Raw genomic sequence first — 17,795 nt, 5'->3', positions numbered from 1 at the left:
GACCGTAAGGTAAACGAGCTGGCTACCGAATTTCTTGACGACCATAGAGCGTTGGAACCACCTGATCCCATCCCGAACTCAGTAGTGAAACGATGCATCGCCGATGGTAGTGTGGGGTTTCCCCATGTGAGAGTAGGTCATCGTCAAGATTAAATTCCGAAACCCCAATTGCGAAAGCAGTTGGGGTTTTGTTTTGCCCGAAAGAAAAGCTGCAGGCAGCTCTCTGTCCTTGTTTGGTCGGCCCGGCTGCCAGCATCTTGTAACAGCCGCCAGGGCTGCGCGCCGACGTTACAGATGATTCATGGTCTTGATCTGGTAGTGCGATGCGAGCCAAGGCTTGCCTGACTCACACACGTGCCTCAGGCGTTTTGCAGACGTGCCACCCATTTGCCAACTCGCTCACCGTCCTTCAGTGAGCGGAGTTTTTCCGGCAGTTCGGCAAAACTGAAGGGCAGCAAGGCAGAGGGCTTGAGTTGCCCTTCGGCTACCTGCTTTAACAAAGCCGTGCCATTGCGCTGGTAGGCGCGCCAGTCAGATTCACTGCCATGGGCATGCACACTGTTCAGCGCCACTTCATGTAGCGACAGCGCAGTACTGAAGGCAGGTAACGGAGCTGTTTCCTGGCGATCCTGAATGCATACCAAATGGCCGTTGTAACCCAGTAAAGGGGCGAGTCCAGCTGCGTGTTCGCCGCTCACCGTATCGAACAGGGCATGCAGGCGACGCAGTCCCAGACGGGACTGCAACTCGTTCTGCCAGCCTTGTCTGTGGTAATCCAAGACCCCTGTCACGCCCGCGCTGAGCAACGCCTCATGATGGGCGGGCGAAGCGCTGGCCCAGACGCGAAAACCTTGTTGTACGGCCATCTGCACTAATAAGTTGCCTACCGCTCCACCGGCCCCCACCACCAGAACATCCTCTGTACCGCCTTGTGGCAATTTGTCCAGTGCTTGCAGGGCTGTGAGGCCGGGGCAGGGCAATGCGGCAGCCAGCGCATCGTCAAGGGCGTCAGGCAGGGCAATGGCACACCTGGCGTCGATCAAGCTGTATTCAGCGAAGCTGCCGTCACGGTTTAATGCCTGGTGATAGGCCACCCGAGTTCCTGGGCGCATTGGCACAGCACTGCCTGCAGCCACAATCACTCCCGCGCCATCCACCCCAGGCACATGGCCGTCAGACCAGTCGTCAGGTCCCCATTCGATCATTTTCCAGTCCACTGGATTCAGGGCAATGGCAGTGTTGGCAACCAACAGCTCATGAGCCGCAGGCCGTGGCAGCGGTTTGCGAATCAGTTTCAGGCCTTGCAGTCCTTTGCCCTGGGGCCAGCCCCAGGCCGCGTAGTCAGTGGTCATTGTTGATCCTCGTGATATCGGAAGAAATCGTGCAACGGCCCCGGAGTCTTGTGCCAGCCGGTTTCGGGCTAACAGCCGCAGCAACAACAGCCTTCAGTATCCCCAGCCGAGGAGGTATGAAAAACCCGTGAATCGGAACAAGATTTTTGCGTGGAAATCACCAGTGTCGTAATGCGTGGGCGCCATTGATCAGCCGCGATGGAAATCCCCTCAAAGTCAGTAGATGGTTTTTGGTATGGTGCAGCTCTTTTTTAATGGACTTGAGTTCACCCGCACGGATCAGCGTTGACCTCTATGCAACGAGAAGCCGTAGCAATGCCCGAAGCGATTCCGATCAAGGACCATGAGAAAGAAACCCGCCTGGTCAACAAGCGTTTGCTCGCCTGCGCCGTATTGGTGGTGGGCATTACCTGCGCCCTGGTGGCCCGCATGTATTTCCTGCAGGTGGTGGAGTTCGACTATCACTCCACGGTTTCGGAAAACAACCGGGTGCACGTGCTGCCGATCACGCCGACCCGCGGGCTGATCTACGACCGCAACGGCGTAGTCCTGGCGGATAACCGCCCCAGCTTCAACCTGACCGTCACCCGCGAACGGACCACTGATATCAAGGGTGAATTGGATACTGTGGTCGACCTGCTGCACCTGCCCCCGGAAGATCGCAGCCTGTTCGACAAGGAGATGAAGCAGGCTCGTCATCCCTTTGTTCCTGTGACCCTGTTCTATGAACTCACCGAGGAACAGATCGCTGTACTGGCCGTCAACGAATACCGTCTGCCAGGCCTGGATGTCGAGGCCCAGTTCGTCCGCCACTACCCCATGGGCGCGCATTTCGCCCACTCCATCGGCTACGTCGGGCGGATCAACGAGAAAGAGGCCAAGACCCTGGATTCAGTGGAGTACCGCGGCACCCAGTCCATCGGCAAGACGGGCATCGAGAAGTTTTATGAGTCCGAGCTGCACGGTCGCGTCGGCTATGAAGAGGTAGAGACCAACGCTCAGGGCCGAGTCATGCGGGTACTCAAGCACACCGATCCGGTTCCCGGGAAGAACATCGTCCTGAGCCTCGACGTTAAGCTCCAGGAAGCGGCTGAAGAAGCCCTTGGTGATCGTCGCGGCTCAGTGGTAGCCCTCGATCCCGCCACCGGCGAAGTGCTGGCCATGGTCAGCAAACCGAGTTTCGATCCCAACCTGTTCGTCACCGGCATCAGCTTCAAGGAATACGCGGCGTTGCACGATTCCATCGACCGGCCGCTGTTCAACCGGGTCTTGCGTGGCCTTTACGCACCGGGGTCGACGATCAAGCCGGAAGTGGCGATTGCCGGCCTCGACACCGGGGTCGTTACCGCTTCGACCCGAGTCTTCGATCCGGGTTACTACCAACTGCCGGACTTCGATCACAAATACCGCAACTGGAACCACAGCGGCGACGGCTGGGTGGACATGGACGCGGCGATCATGCGCTCCAACGACACCTACTTCTACGACTTGGCCCACAAGCTTGGGATCGATCGTCTGCACGATTACATGGCAATGTTTGGCCTGGGGGAAAAGGTCTCCCTGGACATGTTCGAAGAGTCGGCAGGTCTGATGCCGTCCCAGGCCTGGAAGCGCGCTACGCGTCGCCAGCCTTGGTTCCCGGGGGAAACGGTAATCCTCGGCATCGGTCAGGGCTACATGCAGGTCACGCCGTTGCAACTGGCCCAGGCCACCGCGCTGATCGCCAACAAGGGGATCTGGAACCGCCCGCACCTGGCCAGGACCATCGATGGCGTAGCGCCAGTGGATGAACACCCAATGCCCAACATCCTGCTGAAGAACCCTCATGATTGGGAGCAGGTCAACCACGGCATGCAAATGGTCATGCACGACCCGCGTGGCATTGCCCGCGCCGCCGCCGCCGGCGCGCAGTACCGGATTGCCGGCAAGAGCGGTACCGCCCAGGTAGTGGCGATCAAGCAGGGCGAGCGTTACGACCGCCTCAAGACTCGCGAGCGCAACCGTGACAACGCCCTGTTCGTTGGTTTTGCCCCGGCCGAGCATCCGCAGATCGTGATCTCGGTGATGATCGAGAACGGCGAAGCCGGCGGCCGGGTTGCCGGCCCTGTGGTGCGGCAGATCATGGATGCCTGGCTATTGGACCAGAGCGGTCACCTCAAACCGCAGTACGCAGCCCCGGCCAAGGTTCCGGGCGATCCCCACGTCTGAATCACTTCAATATCAGGCTGTCCGGCATCTGCTCATGAATACCGAGCATGTGCTGGATGCTTTGCAGCAACAGGGCTTCGGCCTGGCTCATCTTCTGCTCGCGGTTCCACAGCAGCTGAAGGTCGAAATCCACCACGCCGTCCTCTGGTGGCAAACGCCACAGCAAGCCTGGATCGACATCCCGACGCACCAGGTGGATCGGCAGGCCGCCAATGCCGAATCCGGCGCAGATCAGTCGATGAATTTCCTCGAAACGGGTCGAGGAGGCGACGATTTTGCCGGTAAAACCCTGCTGGTCGGGAAACAGCGTCAGCGGTGAAAGGTTGCCCCTCAACTGGTGAATCTGACGAAGTGCTCCGTGGCCAACTGTTGCAGGCATGCTCACCTCTGGTCTTAGCTTGGCTAATGTGGTGCAGGCCAGCGCCTAGAAAAAAGCCTGGCGAGCGCTGAGTGAATCGGGAGTCGTACGGCACTTGCCATTTGCTTGACGCTAACGTCAAGATGCTCGAGCGCCGGTCCAGGCTGGCGCAGGTTTTGCTTGCAGGGTAAGAAATGCAGGGTGGCCCGCTGATCCGGGCGGAGCCCTTTACTGCCCTCTGTACCCGGAGTAGACATTGACCACGGCTTGCGTGCCTCGCGCAATCCAAGGGAGTGGAGCGGGTACAGCGGGCGGACCGATTCGGAGCGCTTGATGACTCTTATAAAAACAATAAAGGGTGAGCAGCAACACGAAGCCCGGCTGGCCCGGGAACGGCTCCACCTGGAAGGCGAGATCCCCGACGGGGTCCTGCGTGCGGAAATCGATGCCTCATGGCGACGCAGCCTCAGTCATGGCGTGCACGTTGGCAGTCAACACCAACTGACCCTGGAATCCAGCGCCAGCCTGGAAGTGCTGCTGGCCAGCAACCGCCTGTTGCTGGACGCAGCGACACCGGCCATCGACTACCTGACCCAGCACCAGGGCCAGGACGGGATGATCATCCTGGCCAACGCCGACGCGACCATCCTGGCGATCGAAGGGCGTGCCGACCGGCTCAAGGACAGTGGCGTGCAGGACATCACCCTTGGCGCCTGCTGGAGCGAGGCCACCCGCGGCACCAATGCCCTGGGCACAGCCCTGGTGGAAGCCCGGCCAACCCTGATCGATTGCGGCGAGCATTACCTGGATCGTCTCAGTCATTTCTCCTGCACTTCGGTGCCCATCCAGTGTCCCCAGGGCGAGATCCTCGGGGTCCTCGACCTGACCCGTGAAGGCCCGCTGGGGCGTGCCCAGGACAGCACCGCGCTGCTGGCCATGGCGGTCAGCCAGATCGAGGCCCGGGTGTTCTATGCCTCCTATCCGCAACAGATCGTCCTGGCTTTCCACAGCCGTCGGCAATACCTGGAGTCGCCGTGGCAAGGGCTGCTGGCCTTGAGCCTGGGAGGGCAGGTCCTGGCGGCCAGCGGCCAGGCCTGCCAATTGCTCAACACTCCGCGCGCCGCGTTGGTCGGACGCCGTTGCGAGGAGTTTCTCGGGGTCGACGGCCTGCAGTTGCTGGCGCGCCTGCAGCAAGGCGCAGTGGGCAGCTTGCAGACCGCCAAGGGCGAGCTGTTCTACAAGGCCCTGCGGGCACCACAGCCTTCGTTGAATCTGCACCGTGGGCCGCGCAGTGCGCCGCCCAAAGCCACACCGATGCCACCAGACCTGGAGGCCCTGGCCGGTGGCAACAGCCGTTACGCACGGACCTTGCGCATGGCCCGCCAAGGCTTGGCCAATGGCTTGCCGGTGTTGCTGTTGGGCGAAACCGGAACCGGCAAAGAAGTCCTGGCCCGGGCCCTGCATCGCTCAGGCAGCCGCGCCGAGAAACCCTTTGTCGCGGTCAACTGCGCGGCGATTCCAGAGGGCCTGATCGAGTCGGAGCTGTTCGGCTACCGCGAAGGCGCCTTCACCGGTTCGCGCCGGGGCGGGATGATCGGACGCCTGCAACAGGCCCACGGCGGCACTCTGTTTCTGGATGAGATCGGCGACATGCCGCTGGCCCTGCAAGCGCGGCTGCTGCGGGTGCTGCAGGACCGCAAGGTGGCGCCCCTGGGCGCGGGCGAAGAGCAGGACATCGACGTCGCGCTGATCTGCGCCACCCACCGCGACCTCAAGCAACAAGTGCAGGACAAGGCCTTTCGCGAAGACCTGTTCTACCGGGTCAACGGCATCAGCGTGCTGCTGCCGGCACTGCGCGAGCGCGAGGATCTCGCGACCCTGCTGGACAGACTGCTGAGCAAGCTTGGCGGCGCCGAAGTGGCGATCGCCGAGGACCTGCGCCGGCTGCTGGTGGACTACCACTGGCCGGGCAACATCCGACAACTGGAGATGGTCTTGCGCACCGCCCTGGCCTTGCGCGAAGAGGGTGAAACCCACATCGGCCTCGAGCATCTGCCGGACAGCATGCTCGACGACCTGAATGCCAGCGAGCGGCCACAGACCGGAAGCATTCGCGAGAACGAGCTGGAGTTGATCCGTAGCGCCCTGGACAACCACCAGGGCAACGTATCGGCCGCGGCGGACGCCCTGGGCATCAGCCGCGCGACCCTGTACCGCAAACTCAAACAGTTGCGCTGCTGATGCAGCGCCTGATCACTCGGCTGGTGGACAGCCGCGATCCCCAGGCGCTGAGCGCCGCCCTGGGCTGGCTCTACAGTTTCGTCCGGCCTCATCGCCTGGCCATCGGCGGCTTGTTGGGCCTGTCGGTGTGCGCGTCGTTGCTGGTGTTGGTGCAACCCTGGCTGACCAAGTTGCTGATCGACGATGGCCTGCTGGCCCGAGACTTTTCCAAGCTGGTGTTGATCGCCGGCCTGATGATTTTCGCCGGGTTGCTCGGCACCTTGCTGTCGGGCGTCAACCGCTACCTGCATACACGCTTGTCCGGGCGCATTCTGTTTGCCCTGCGCGATGACCTGTACCGCCACCTGCAACGCCTGTCGCCGAGCTTCTATGGACAGCGGCGGATCGGTGACCTGATGTCGCGCCTGGACGGCGATGTCGCGGAGATCCAGCGCTTCGCCGTGGACTCGCTGTTCTCCGCGGTGTCCAGCGTGATCGGCCTGGTGGTGGCCCTGGCGATGCTCCTGACCCTGTCCTGGAAACTCTCGTTGCTGGCCCTGGTGCTGATTCCCCTGGACGTGCTCTGGCTGCGCTGGATGCGGCGCAAGGTGGAACGTGACGTGCGCCAGTTGCGCGAGCGTTCGGCGGACATGTCGTCGTTCATGGTGGAAACCCTGCCGGTGATGAAATTCATCCAGAGCGCCGGCCAGCAGCAACGCGAAGCCCAGCGCCTGGATCGCCTCGGCCAGGGCTACATGAGCCAGTTGCTCAAGCTGCAAGTCACCGAGTTCTTCACCCAGGCGGTGCCTGGCACCTTGACCTCGCTGTCTCGGGCTTGCGCGTTCCTGATTGGCGGTTACTGGGTGGTGCAGGGCACCTGGCAACTGGGGGCGCTGATTGCCTTTTCCACTTATCTGGGGATGGCCGTGGGGCCGGTGCAGAGTTTGCTGGGGCTGTACGTGGCAATCCAGCGCATGACCGTGAGCCTGGGCCGGGTCATGGAACTGCGGGGCGAAGAGCCGAGCATCAGCGCACCGCAAACGCCGCGGCCGGTGCCGGACAATGGCGAGTTGCACTTCAAGGCAGTGCACTTCAGTCATCCTGGCCGTGCCGTGACCTTGAGCGGCATCGAGGCGCGGATTCCCTATGGCCGCAAAGTGGCCCTGAGTGGCGCTTCGGGTGCCGGTAAAAGCACCTTGATCGACCTGTTGCAGCGCCACCACGATCCTCAATCCGGGCAGGTGCTGTTGGGGGGGATCGATCTGCGAGAGTTGGACCTGGCGCAACTGCGCCACCGGGTGGCGGTAGTCAGCCAGGACATCGTGCTGTTTCGCGGCAGCCTGGCGGACAACCTGGCCTACAGCGTGCCCGATGCCAGCCGCGAAGCGGTGGCCGAAGTGGCGCGTCTGGCGCAGTTGCAAAGTCTCATCGAGTCTCTGCCCGAAGGCCTGGACAGCCCCCTGGGCGAGCGCGGCCAGCAGCTCTCCGGCGGGCAGAAACAACGCATCGCGATTGCCCGTGCCTTGCTCCAGGACCCGATGATCCTGGTGTTGGACGAAGCCACCTCGGCGGTGGATGAGGCCACTGAGCGCGAGGTGATCGAGGCCATCGACCGGCTGTTTGCCGGGCGCACGCGGATTCTCATCAGCCATCGGCCTTCGACTCTGGCCGATGCCGACCAGCGCTTCGAACTGCTGGACGGCGTACTGCACACCGTGGCGGTGGCCCATGAAGCCTGAGTTGCGCATTGGCGTCATCGACAGTGGCCATGCCGCACATCAGCCGGCCAATGCCGGTCGGCGTTTCTTCCTGACGCCGCGAGGGCTGGAGGAGGGTGAGTTGCAGGAGGACGCTCTGGGCCATGGCAGTGCAGTGGTCGAAGCCATCCGCAAGCGGGCACCGGCGGCACGCCTGTGCGTGGCCCAGGTGTTCGACCAGCGCGGGGTCACCAGTGCCCTGCAAGTGGTCGCTGCGCTGTATTGGTTGCTGGAGCAGGGCGTGTGCCTGATCAACCTCAGCCTGGGCCTGCGCCAGGATCGCCAGCTACTGCGTCTGGCCTGCGCCGAAGCTGCCGCTCGCGGCGTATTGCTCTGCGCCTCCAGCCCGGCCCAGGGTGAGCCGGTGTACCCGGCCAGCTATCCCGGGGTGTTGCGAGTGACCGGTGATGCCCGCTGTAGCGCCGATCAATGGTCCTGGCTGGACACCGCGCAAGCGGATTTTGCCGCCTGTGTGCGAGGTTGCGGCCCGGGGCAAGCCGGTGCCAGCCTGGGATGCGCCGCCTTGAGCGGGCATATCGCCGCCTACTTGCAGACACATCCCGGCGCCAGCCATCCGCAGATTCGCCAGTGGCTGCAAGCGCATGCCGCTTACCATGGTCCTGAACGGCGACACCTGTCATGCCAGCGATCCTGATTCTCGGCGCCGGCCCGGCCGGTGCCGCAGTGGCGCTGGGGCTGCGGCGTCTCGATTACCCCGTGACCCTGGTCAGTGACTGGCGGCGTTTTCCGGCCCTGGAAGGCGTCTCGGTACGGGTGCTGGAGGCCCTGCGCGGCGCCGGCCTGGAACAGGCGCTGGTCCAGGCCCTGCAACCTTCCCAGCGGCAAGTGGCGTGGAACGGCCAGGAGCATGCGCAGAACATTGAATACCTGCTGGACCGCCCGGCCTTCGACCGTGGCCTGCGCGACGCCTTGCGCTTGGCTGGAGTGCGGATGATCGAGGGACGGGTGCTGGGCGTGCAGTCCACCGACACTGGGCATCGGGTCCAGGTGGAGGGGCATGAGCAGATCTTCGGCGAGTTTCTGGTGGAGGCCCGCGGGCGCCAGGCTCCTGCGCTCGGCAAAGTGTTGTGTCAGGGCGAGGGCTCAGGCCTGCGCGGGCCGGAAACCGTCAGCCTGCTCAACCGCTGGCAGGGACCGCAAGGCCGTGCGGCCAGCGCCGTGCACAGCCTGGAGGATGGCTGGGCCTGGATGGCCCGGCGAGCGGATGGCCAATGCTATTGGCAGCTTACGGTGGATGTGGCCAGCGCTGATCTGCCGGGCAAGGCGCAGTTGCTGGAGTATTGTCGCCAGCGCCGTCGGAGTTCGCCCCTGGCCGAGGTTTTTTTTGCCGGGGCAGAGGAGCACGATCTGCACCTGCATGCCCGCAGCAGTACGGCGATCCTCAGTCCCCAGGTGTGTGGCGACAATTGGCTGCGGGTCGGCGATGCGGCCATGGCGGTGGACCCGCTGTCGGGCAATGGGATTTTCCAGTCCCTGTCCTCGGCTTTGCAGGCGCCGGCAGTGATCAACACCCTGTTGCAACGGCCGGAGCGCACGGCCCTGGCGCGGCAGTTTCACCGGCAGCGGGTAGAGCAGCTGTTCCTGCGTTTTGCCCGCATCGGCCGGGACTTCTACGCCGACGAACAGCGTTGGCCCGAGCAGCCTTTTTGGCAGGCCCGCCGGCAATGGCCGGACCAGCGGCCGGCGCACAATACGCTGGATTTCTCTGCCCTGCGCATCGAGCGCGCCCCGGTACTGCGCGATGGCCTGGTGGATGAAGTTGAGGTGGTGATTACCCCTGACCAGCCGTTGGGTGTCTGGCATGTGCAAGGTGTTGAGCTGGCGCCTGTGCTGCGTCGGTTGCAGCAACATTCGTCCCACGCAGCCTTGTCAGGCCTGGACGAAGAACAGGGCAGGGCGGTGCGCGGCTGGTTGCTGGGGCAGGGCTATCGGCCATGAGGGCGCGGGGCGGGTTTAGCGCGAGCAGTCTTGCGTCGATCCTTCTTCACGGCGCCGGTCGGGCTTGTTCGCGATCCGCACAGCGCTCATCCAGAGCGTGTCGTCCCGATTTGAAGCTGCAAGCCGAGGCCCAGACAGGCCCCGGCTTAGGATGGCTAGCGGTCAGCTACCGGGATTGAGGTACACCCGCTGGCCGCCTTTCCAGGTTTCGCAGATCTTGATGTCCCTGATCGAGGTGGCCGGCACTTTTTCGTCCAGCGGATCCTGCTCGAGAATCACGAAGTCCGCGAAGTTTTTGTCCTGCAAGGACCCGGTCCAGCCTTCGGCATGGCACTGCCAGGCCGCGTCATAGGTGATGGCTTTCAAGGCTTGCTTGCGGGTCAGGCACTCGGCCTCGTTGAGGATCGGTTGCTTGCGAGGGTCGCTGATGAACTGCGCAGGCTGCTGTGTATCACGAATGCCTTCCATCTTGCGGGTCACCGCTTGCTCCATGGAGCGCAGGGGCCCCAGTGGCGTTACCGAGCAGTCGCTGTGCAGGGAGATCTTCAGCTGCTGCTCCAGGGCCGATTGGCACAGGTCGAGCATGACTTCGGCCTTTTTATCAAAAATGGCGTGTCTGAAGGAGTAGCCCCAGTACCCGACATGGCCGATCAGGAAGCTGGGTGACAGGCCCAGGCGCTTCATGGTCGTGAGGCTGTTCTCGGTCAGCAGCGAGCAGTGTTCGATGCGATGGCGTTTTTCCAGGCCGCTTTGGCCTTGCAAGGCATCCTCATAGGCTTGCAGGGTGAACTCGATGGCCCGGTCGCCGTTGGCGTGAATCATCAGTGGCCAGCCAGTCTCGACGGCATTGCGCACGAGGTTCTTGTAGGTCTCGGGGATTTTTACCGGTGTCGACTGCGCAGTGTCGCAGAAATTGAAATTGCCCAGCGGGCTTGCCGCATTGCAGCAGTATTTCGTGGCCTGGTAGCCCGTCAGCCCTTGATTGGAACCATCGGACACCAGCTTGACCGAGCCTTGATAGAAACGCTTGGCCTCTTCTCGGCTGACGGGCTGGTAGCGCGGCAGCGCTTTGATGCTATCGGCCGAGCCATCGCAGGCGGCGGCGTAACCGATCCGGAGGTTCCTCGGGTGAGTCAGGAAGTAGGCGGTCAATACCCGCTTCGACATGGGGTCCATCATCGCGTCATACAGCAGGGTAATCCCGCGGCGGGACGCTTTGTCGAAATAGTCGTCGAGGCGCTTGAAGACCTTCAGCATTTCCAGCTTCTGCTTGAGGGGAATGGCTTTGATGGCGGACAACACGTCGCCTTCCTGCAGGACGCCGTTTTTGGCTTGGATGCCAGTCTTTTTAAACACCGCCTCGCTCGCCGCGGTGTTCAGGTAGGCGGTGTGCATGGATGCACTGATGAGCAGCATTGGGTGCTGCTGGTCGATAGTGTCCAGGTTGCCGACGTCGCCGGAGCCACACTGCAAGGTGATGAGTTTGTTCTGGCCGCCAGGGACGACTTCGAAGGGCATCAGTGCCGGATCGACCATGTGCCCGAGGATCCAGCTCGAGTTGTCCTTGGGGAGGTGGCTCTGGATGGTGTCTTTTAACCAGCCCCAGTCATAGACGGGCCGTAGTCGTTGGTTCTTCTTTTCATCAGGGTTTTCGGTATCAATCGCTCCCAGGTTCAGCCAGCCTTCCATGGCACAGCTCTGCACGATATGCGCGTGGGGTTCGACCAGGCCGGGCAACAGGGTTTTGCCGCCCAGGGACTGCTTCTTGTAGGCAATGCCCAGGGCTTTCATGCGGGCTTCGACGACGGCCAGGGTGCCTGATGCGACAACGTCACCGGCATGGATGCCAAGGGCCTCGACGCGTTCGTCCATGTTGCCGTGGCGCATGGGGTAGATGGTGCCGCCGGTAAAGATGATGGATTCGCCGGTCAGTTCCTTTGCCAGATCCTGTGCGCTATGTGGCTGACTCGCGGAGTGGCTGTCCGGGTCGAGAGTGTCCTTCAAAGCGTTCCAGATCGGGTTGTGGCAACCGCACTGGACATAGTCGTGATCATTTCCATTTGATCTCATGATGCTTTCCTCAGGTTTTCGGTGGTTTGAGGCGTTGCAGGTTGATGAGCCGGGCTCCTGTGCCAGGTGGCGGGTCGGCTCGCGCTGAGCGTAGCAGCCGTTTTACCCATGAACCGGGCATTGGTCGGGGGGACGCCGGTCAGCGGCCGGCGCTCCCTGACAGGGGCTGTCTGGGCTGTTGCAGGCGGCGCTCGCGGGGGGCGCGAACGCCTGATTGGCGCGGGTTAGAGCTTGATCAACACCGATTTCAGCTCGGTATAGTGCTCAATCGCCGCATGGCCCATTTCCCGACCAACGCCAGACATCTTGTAACCACCGAATGGCAGTGCCGGGTCCAGTGCACTGTGGCAGTTGACCCATACCGAGCCGGACTTGATCCGGGGAATCATCCGGTGCACCGCCGCCAGATCGTTGGACCAGATGCTTGCCCCCAGCCCGTAGGGACTGTCATTAGCCATGCGCAAGGCATCGGCTTCATCGTCGAAAGGAATTGCCACCAGCACCGGGCCGAAGATCTCTTCCTGGACCAGGGAGTGTTTCTGGTCGACATCGACAATCACCGTTGGCTTGACGAAATACCCCGGCCCGAACTGCTCCCCGCCACAGGCGATGGTGGCGCCGCTTTCCCGGCCCATCTCGATGTAGCGGTAGACCCGCTCCTGTTGCCGCGCGGAAATCAGCGGGCCCATCTCGACACTGGCATCCAGGCCGTTGCCCAGTTTCATGGCATTGGCGATGCCGGCGATGTCGGCCACCACGTTGTCGAAATGCTTGCGCTGCACATAGAGCCGGGAACCGGCGCAGCACACCTGGCCCTGGTTGAAGAAAATCGCGCTGGCGGCACCGGCCGCCGCGTTGCCCAGGTCGGCGTCGGCCATGACGATCGTCGGCGACTTGCCCCCCAGTTCCAGGGTCACCCGGGTCATGGAATCCATGGCGATCTTGCCGATTTCCTTGCCCACGGCGGTCGAGCCGGTGAAGGTCAGTTTGTCCACCAGGGGGTTGTGGGTCAGGGCGCTGCCGGCAGTGATACCGGTACCGGTGACCACGTTGAACACGCCGTCGGGGTAACCGGCTTCCTGCACCAGTTCGGCCAGCTTCAGTGCGCTCAGTGGCGTCTCATCGGCGGGCTTGAGCACCACGGTGCAGCCGGTAGCCAGGGCCGGGCCGATCTTCCAGCAGGCCAGCAACAGGGGGAAGTTCCAGGCGACGATGGCCCCCACCACGCCCACCGCTTCACGGCGGATGAAGCTGTGGAACTGAGCGTCGGGCATCAGCGGCATCGAGACCTCGACGCTGCTGCCTTCGATCTTGGTGGCCCAGCCGGCCATGTAGCGCAGAAAGTCGATGGACAGCTGCACGTCCATGACCTGGGCCACGGCGGCGCTCTTGCCGTTGTTCAGGCATTCCAGCTGGGCCAGCAGTTCTGCGTCGCGCTGCATCAGGTCGGCGAGTTTCCACAGCAGGTTCTGCCGCTCCCGGGGCCGGGTGCGAGTCCAGGGTGAATCATCGAACGCCTGGCGTGCCGCCAATACGGCGCGGTTGACATCGTCCACCGTGGCCCGGGGCACCAGGCACAGCTGTTCGCCGGTGGCCGGGTTGCGCAGGGACATGGTCTGGCCGTCAGCGGCCTCGACCCAGTCGGCGCCGATCAACATGCGCGGGGCGCGCTGGATAAAGGCCGTGGTAGCGGCGAGCAGTGGGGCAATAGCCATGGCGAAGCCTCTTGTTGTAGGTGAGGCAGGGGCTTTCGCAATGGCTATGCCAGTTCCGCGTTGCTGGCTCAGGCCCGGTTTTCAGGGGGCTTGGGAGGAGGGGCCGGCGCCAGGCAGGCGCCGGTTTTTCGCAAACTGCGACAGCTCGTGAGAATCAAGAGACGCACAGGCGCATGGCTATCTGGGTCATGTCGCGCCGGCGAGGGCCGCGGCGGCTAGATATGCAACCAGGCCAGCGAGCCCAGCAGCACGCTGGCTCCGGCGGCGCCATAGGCGAGTTTCTTCAGCCATTCCTTGCGGGTCAGCAAGGTGATTGCCGCCATCGAGATGGCGATCTGAATCGCCATCATCGCCTGGGCCCAGCGATGGTGCTGGTGCAGGGCAGCTTCCGACTGCTCGTCCCATTCCCGCGCCTCGGCTTCGAGGGCCTCGGCCTTCAGGCGCACCGCTTCCTTTTCCTTCTGGTAGCGTTGGGCCTCGATGCTGTAGTGCGCGGCATCGAGCCCGGGAATATGGGTCGCCAGCTCTGCCAGGTTCTGCCGGCTGGACTTGGCCTGGTAGTAGTTCCATTGGTTGGCGGCTTCGGTCTTCTTCATCGCGGCGTTGTTCTTGTCCATCGCCGCCATGCTCTCCGTGGAGCCGGCCTGATAACTCAGGAGTGCCCCCAAGGTGGCCATGATCGCTGTCATCACCGCGATCTTGCTGGCGAAGTTGTCATTGCGCACATGGGCGTGTTCGGCCACGTGTTCCAGGTGCTTTTCGTGGGGGCTGGGCACTTCGAAGTCTTCAGTCATGGCGTCGACCTGGAGGGGGAGGGTGAAGGTTTCAAATTGTAACTAGGGTAGTGGACGACGGCAGGGCTGGCGTGACTTCGTTCAGCTGGCCGACAGCCTGGGGCCAATCCCCCGCGGCGACAGGGCGTGCGGGCAAAAAAAAGCCCGCAGTGTCGCGGGCCAAATGGGATTCATTAAGGAGTGGCTATCAATCTAGGCAGCGCGAGGTGAAAGCCCCGTGAAAAAAAAGTCGTGCCGAGGAAAAACCTTACGAGTGTTAGTTCCAGTCGCACCGCGTTTTAGGATCGGTCCGATAGGCCTGCCCGGGACGCTCACGTATATTCCCTCCTGCTCGCCCAGCCAAAGGGGGTACTTCGGCTTAGGTGCCACTGCCGAAGTGATGGGCGAGCACTTTTTCCTTCCTGCTGTATCCCGCCTGTAGCTTCCTTCCTCTCTGCTCCTCGTTTATCCCGCTGTCCTTTCTGGCTGTTTACACACCTCGATCAATCATTTGCCAATGGCGCGTCACATTCCGCCGTGCTGTTTCGTCTGGATGGACTTACTGCACAAGGAGTTGCTCATGTCCGATCTACCCCTGCTGATTCTCGGCGGCAGCTACGCCGGCCTGTTGGCGGCTGCCCGTCTGCGCCGCAAGGTGCCCAAGGCGCGCATCCTGCTGATTGCCGATCAGGGGCATTTTCAGCAGCGGGTGCGCTGGCATGAAGCGCTGGCGGGCCGGCGGGTCAAGCGTGCAGCCCTGGCGCCGCTGCTGGCCAGGGCCGGGGTGGAGTTTCTCCAGGCGCGGATCAGTGCCTGGGACCCAGCGGCCCGGCAGGTCGAAGTACAGACCTTGCAAGGACCTCGGATCATTGCCTATCGCGGGCTGATCTGCGCCTTGGGCAGTGTCAGTCAAGGCAGCCAACTGCCCGGCGCTGAATACCTGTGGCAGTTGAGTTTCGATCAGCCCCTGGCAGCGCGTCATGCTGAACTCCAGCAACTGGCCGCCCGGGGTGGGCGTTTGTTGGTGATCGGCAACGGCCTGACCGGGGTCGAATGTGCCAGTGAGCTGGCACAACGTTTCCGCGGCTTGCAGGTGAGCCTGCTGGGTAGCCAGGAGCCCTTGCGGGGTTTTTGCCGCGAGGCCCGGGAGCATGCCGAGCGCCGTCTGCGGCAATTGCAGGTGACACTGCTGCGGGGGCGGGTGCGCTGTCTGCAAGCGGACGCTGCACAGTTGGAGGATGGGCGCTTGCTCAGTGCCGACCGGCTGCTGTGGTGCGGTGGTCTGCGGGCCAATCCACTGCTGCTGGAAAGCGGCCTGCCGCTGACCCCAGAGGGGCGCTTGCGGGTCGGCGCGGACCTGCGCGTCGAAGGCTACGACCACCTGTGGGCGGCGGGGGATTGCAGCGCCGCGACCCTGACCGACGGGCAACTGCTGCGCCTGTCCTGCGCCACGGCGTTACCCAGTGGCGGACATGCCGGAGAAGCCATGGGCGACTGGCTGCAAGGGCGCCAGCCGCAACCCTTTGCCTTTGCCTATATGTTGCGTTGCCTGAGCCTGGGGCGCGGTGACGGCATCTGGCAACTGACCGATGCTCGGGATCGTGCGCAATCTCGTTGGTTGGGGGGCTGGCGCGCGGCGCTGATCAAATGGATGCTGTGCACCCTGGTCTGGGTGGCGCCCCGTTGGGAGCTGAGCCTTGGACGGGCGATCTATCATTGGCCGCGTACGGTGCTGGATAAGGAATCGATATGAGTGACCTGGGCTTCTTCCTTGCCGAACGAGCACGGCTGCAAGCCTTGGCCTATCGGCTGCTGGGCAGCCAGAGCGAAGCCGATGATGTGCTGCAGGATCTCTGGTTGCGCTGGCAGGCCCTGGACCTGCAACCGCTCAACCCCCAGGCGTACCTGACGCGAATGCTCAGCAACCTGTGCCTGGACCAACTGCGGGGGCGACGCAAACAGCTCTATATCGGACCCTGGTTGCCGGAGCCGCTGCTGGATGAGGTGCCTGGCAGCGCCCGGCCCGAGGACGTGCATGGCCGTTGGCAGACCCTGTCCCTGGCGTTTCTCCTGGTGCTGGAGCAATTGACCCCGACCCAGCGGGTGGTCTGGGTGCTGCGTGAGCTCTTCGGTTATCCCTTTGCCGAATTGGGTGCTCTGCTGGGGCGCAGTTCGGCGGCCTGTCGCAAGCTGTTCGAACGGGCCCAACTGCGCCTGGCCGAACAAGCGCCGTCAATCACCCAGGAGGCGGATCGACAACTGGCCCAGGACTGCCTGCAAGCCTGCCTCAGTGGCGACACCGAGGCCCTGCTGAAGCTGTTGGCCACGGATGCGCAATTGCTGTCCGACGGTGGTGGCCAGGTATTGGCGGCGTTGCGGCCGATCCAGGGGGCGGCGCCTGTCCAGCGTTTCATTCATGGGCTACGGGGTAAGTTCAGCAACGATTTCAGCCTGCGGGTCGAGTGCTGCAACGGGCTGCCAGCGCTGCTGGTGTTTCACCGGGAACGGCTGGATATGCTGCTGACCTGCGAGGTGCGCGGGCAACGGGTGGTGCGCCTGCTGCTGGTGCGCAACCCACAGAAACTGCGAGCGCTGGTCCGGGCCTTGGCGCCTCGGGCCCAGGTGTTTAGCCCGGCAGATTGAGCCGGCGCTGGATCTCGGCCCAGAGCTGCGGGTCGTCGAAGTCGTGGATCACCTGATGGGCGCCGGCGTCGAGCAGGGTCTGTGGCGGCTGGCTGGTGGCCAGGCCGAAGGTGCAGATACCGGCCTTGACTGCGGCAGTCAGCCCGGGGATCGAATCTTCAAAGGCCAGGGCCTGATCGGCGCTGGCCTGCAGGCATTCCAGGCCGCTGAGGTAGGGCAGCGGGTCGGGCTTGGCCCGCGGCAGCTCTTCGGCCACCAACACGTGGGCGAAGCGCTCCTGCAGGCCCAGCACCTTGAGCATGTGCTCGGCGTTGGCCCGAGGGGCATTGGTCACGACGCAGACACCTATCCTATGCGCCTCGGCAAAATCCAGCAGGCGCAGCAGGCCGGGCACGGGCTTGAGTTGCGGGGAGAGTTGGCGAAAGCGCACTTCCTTGCGTTCGGCAAAGGCTTCATGTTGCGCCACGCTGCGCTCGGGGAACAGGTAGCGGCACATATTGGCGTTGGCCTGGCCGCTGACATGGGCTTCGAACTCTTCCTGGCTGAAGGTCCGGCCGTCCTCTTCCAGCAGCAGTTGCTGAAGGGCCAGCAGGTGCAGGGCGTCGGTGTCGGTCAGGGTGCCATCGAGGTCGAAGAGCAGAGCTTTGAGCATGGGACAGTTCCTGTCGGGCCCGATCCGGGCCCCTTGGCTGAAACGATCAAGCCCGCATCCTAACAGGCTTGATCGCAACCGTGACCGG

Annotated in this window: 12 protein-coding genes, 1 rRNA gene and 1 pseudogene; 8 read left to right on the top strand and 6 right to left on the bottom strand. The window is 63.2% G+C overall.

The window, feature by feature from the left end; translation table 11 throughout:
- Window positions 1–33: 33 nt before the first annotated feature.
- A 5S ribosomal RNA gene (gene rrf, locus GV819_RS26825) occupies window positions 34–149 on the top strand.
- 210 nt (window positions 150–359) lie between these two features.
- On the opposite strand, the gene GV819_RS26820 is transcribed toward rrf, so the two are convergent.
- The gene (locus GV819_RS26820) at window positions 360–1,439 is read right to left on the bottom strand and encodes a zinc-binding dehydrogenase (RefSeq protein WP_306108859.1); all 1,080 of its coding nucleotides are present in this window, start codon (window positions 1,437–1,439) and stop codon (window positions 360–362) included.
- Window positions 1,440–1,667: 228 nt separating this feature from the next.
- Between GV819_RS26820 and mrdA the strand changes: the two genes are divergently transcribed.
- Window positions 1,668–3,560, top strand: coding sequence for a penicillin-binding protein 2 (mrdA, locus tag GV819_RS26815; protein ID WP_161759061.1), 1,893 nt, complete (start codon window positions 1,668–1,670; stop codon window positions 3,558–3,560).
- A gap of 1 nt (window position 3,561) precedes the next feature.
- Here mrdA and GV819_RS26810 read toward each other — a convergent pair.
- Window positions 3,562–3,935, bottom strand: a pseudogene (locus tag GV819_RS26810) (LysR family transcriptional regulator substrate-binding protein); the annotation flags it as partial.
- 316 nt (window positions 3,936–4,251) lie between these two features.
- On the opposite strand from GV819_RS26810, the gene GV819_RS26805 reads away from it, so the two are divergent.
- Genes GV819_RS26805 through qhpG form a run of 4 tightly spaced genes read left to right on the top strand, consistent with a single transcriptional unit; the run spans window position 4,252 to window position 9,854 of the window.
- Window positions 4,252–6,159 (top strand): sigma-54-dependent Fis family transcriptional regulator, encoded by a 1,908-nt coding sequence (locus tag GV819_RS26805; RefSeq protein ID WP_161759060.1) that lies wholly within the window; start codon window positions 4,252–4,254, stop codon window positions 6,157–6,159.
- Complete coding sequence (locus tag GV819_RS26800) at window positions 6,159–7,877, top strand: ABC transporter ATP-binding protein (protein WP_161759059.1); 1,719 nt, start codon at window positions 6,159–6,161, stop codon at window positions 7,875–7,877. Before GV819_RS26805 ends, GV819_RS26800 begins: the two co-directional genes overlap by 1 nt.
- Complete coding sequence (gene qhpE / locus GV819_RS26795) at window positions 7,867–8,550, top strand: subtilisin-like serine protease QhpE (RefSeq protein ID WP_161759058.1); 684 nt, start codon at window positions 7,867–7,869, stop codon at window positions 8,548–8,550. Before GV819_RS26800 ends, qhpE begins: the two co-directional genes overlap by 11 nt.
- A complete protein-coding gene (gene qhpG / locus GV819_RS26790) occupies window positions 8,535–9,854 on the top strand; it encodes a flavin-dependent monooxygenase QhpG (RefSeq protein ID WP_161759057.1) in 1,320 nt (439 codons plus the stop codon). The genes qhpE and qhpG overlap by 16 nt, the downstream gene beginning before the upstream one ends.
- Before the next feature lie 162 nt (window positions 9,855–10,016).
- Here the strand turns inward: qhpG and GV819_RS26785 are convergent, their stop codons facing one another.
- The 3 genes from GV819_RS26785 to GV819_RS26775 form a co-directional block, all read right to left on the bottom strand.
- Window positions 10,017–11,924, bottom strand: coding sequence for an amidohydrolase (locus tag GV819_RS26785; RefSeq protein WP_161759056.1), 1,908 nt, complete (start codon window positions 11,922–11,924; stop codon window positions 10,017–10,019).
- Window positions 11,925–12,148: 224 nt separating this feature from the next.
- Entirely contained in the window at window positions 12,149–13,639 is a 1,491-nt protein-coding gene (locus tag GV819_RS26780) for an aldehyde dehydrogenase family protein (protein WP_161759055.1), read from the bottom strand.
- A 215-nt stretch (window positions 13,640–13,854) separates the two neighbouring features.
- Window positions 13,855–14,433: a DUF4337 domain-containing protein gene (locus GV819_RS26775; protein WP_161759054.1), complete on the bottom strand. Its 579-nt coding sequence runs from the start codon at window positions 14,431–14,433 to the stop codon at window positions 13,855–13,857.
- A gap of 559 nt (window positions 14,434–14,992) precedes the next feature.
- Between GV819_RS26775 and GV819_RS26770 the strand changes: the two genes are divergently transcribed.
- Both GV819_RS26770 and GV819_RS26765 read left to right on the top strand, forming a co-directional pair.
- The gene (locus GV819_RS26770; RefSeq protein WP_161759053.1) at window positions 14,993–16,165 is read left to right on the top strand and encodes an NAD(P)/FAD-dependent oxidoreductase; all 1,173 of its coding nucleotides are present in this window, start codon (window positions 14,993–14,995) and stop codon (window positions 16,163–16,165) included.
- Window positions 16,162–17,055 carry a sigma-70 family RNA polymerase sigma factor gene (locus tag GV819_RS26765; RefSeq protein ID WP_161759052.1) on the top strand — a complete coding sequence of 298 codons (894 nt, stop codon included), beginning with the start codon at window positions 16,162–16,164 and terminating at the stop codon, window positions 17,053–17,055. The genes GV819_RS26770 and GV819_RS26765 overlap by 4 nt, the downstream gene beginning before the upstream one ends.
- On the opposite strand, the gene GV819_RS26760 is transcribed toward GV819_RS26765, so the two are convergent.
- The gene (locus GV819_RS26760) at window positions 17,039–17,707 is read right to left on the bottom strand and encodes an HAD family hydrolase (RefSeq protein WP_161759051.1); all 669 of its coding nucleotides are present in this window, start codon (window positions 17,705–17,707) and stop codon (window positions 17,039–17,041) included. The two genes, GV819_RS26765 and GV819_RS26760, sit on opposite strands and share 17 nt — an antisense overlap.
- Window positions 17,708–17,795 lie beyond the last annotated feature (88 nt).

Source organism: Pseudomonas sp. Fl5BN2 (assembly GCF_009908205.1).
In the GTDB taxonomy this organism is placed as follows: Bacteria; Pseudomonadota; Gammaproteobacteria; order Pseudomonadales; family Pseudomonadaceae; genus Aquipseudomonas.
This window is presented reverse-complemented; position numbering and strand designations above follow the sequence as displayed.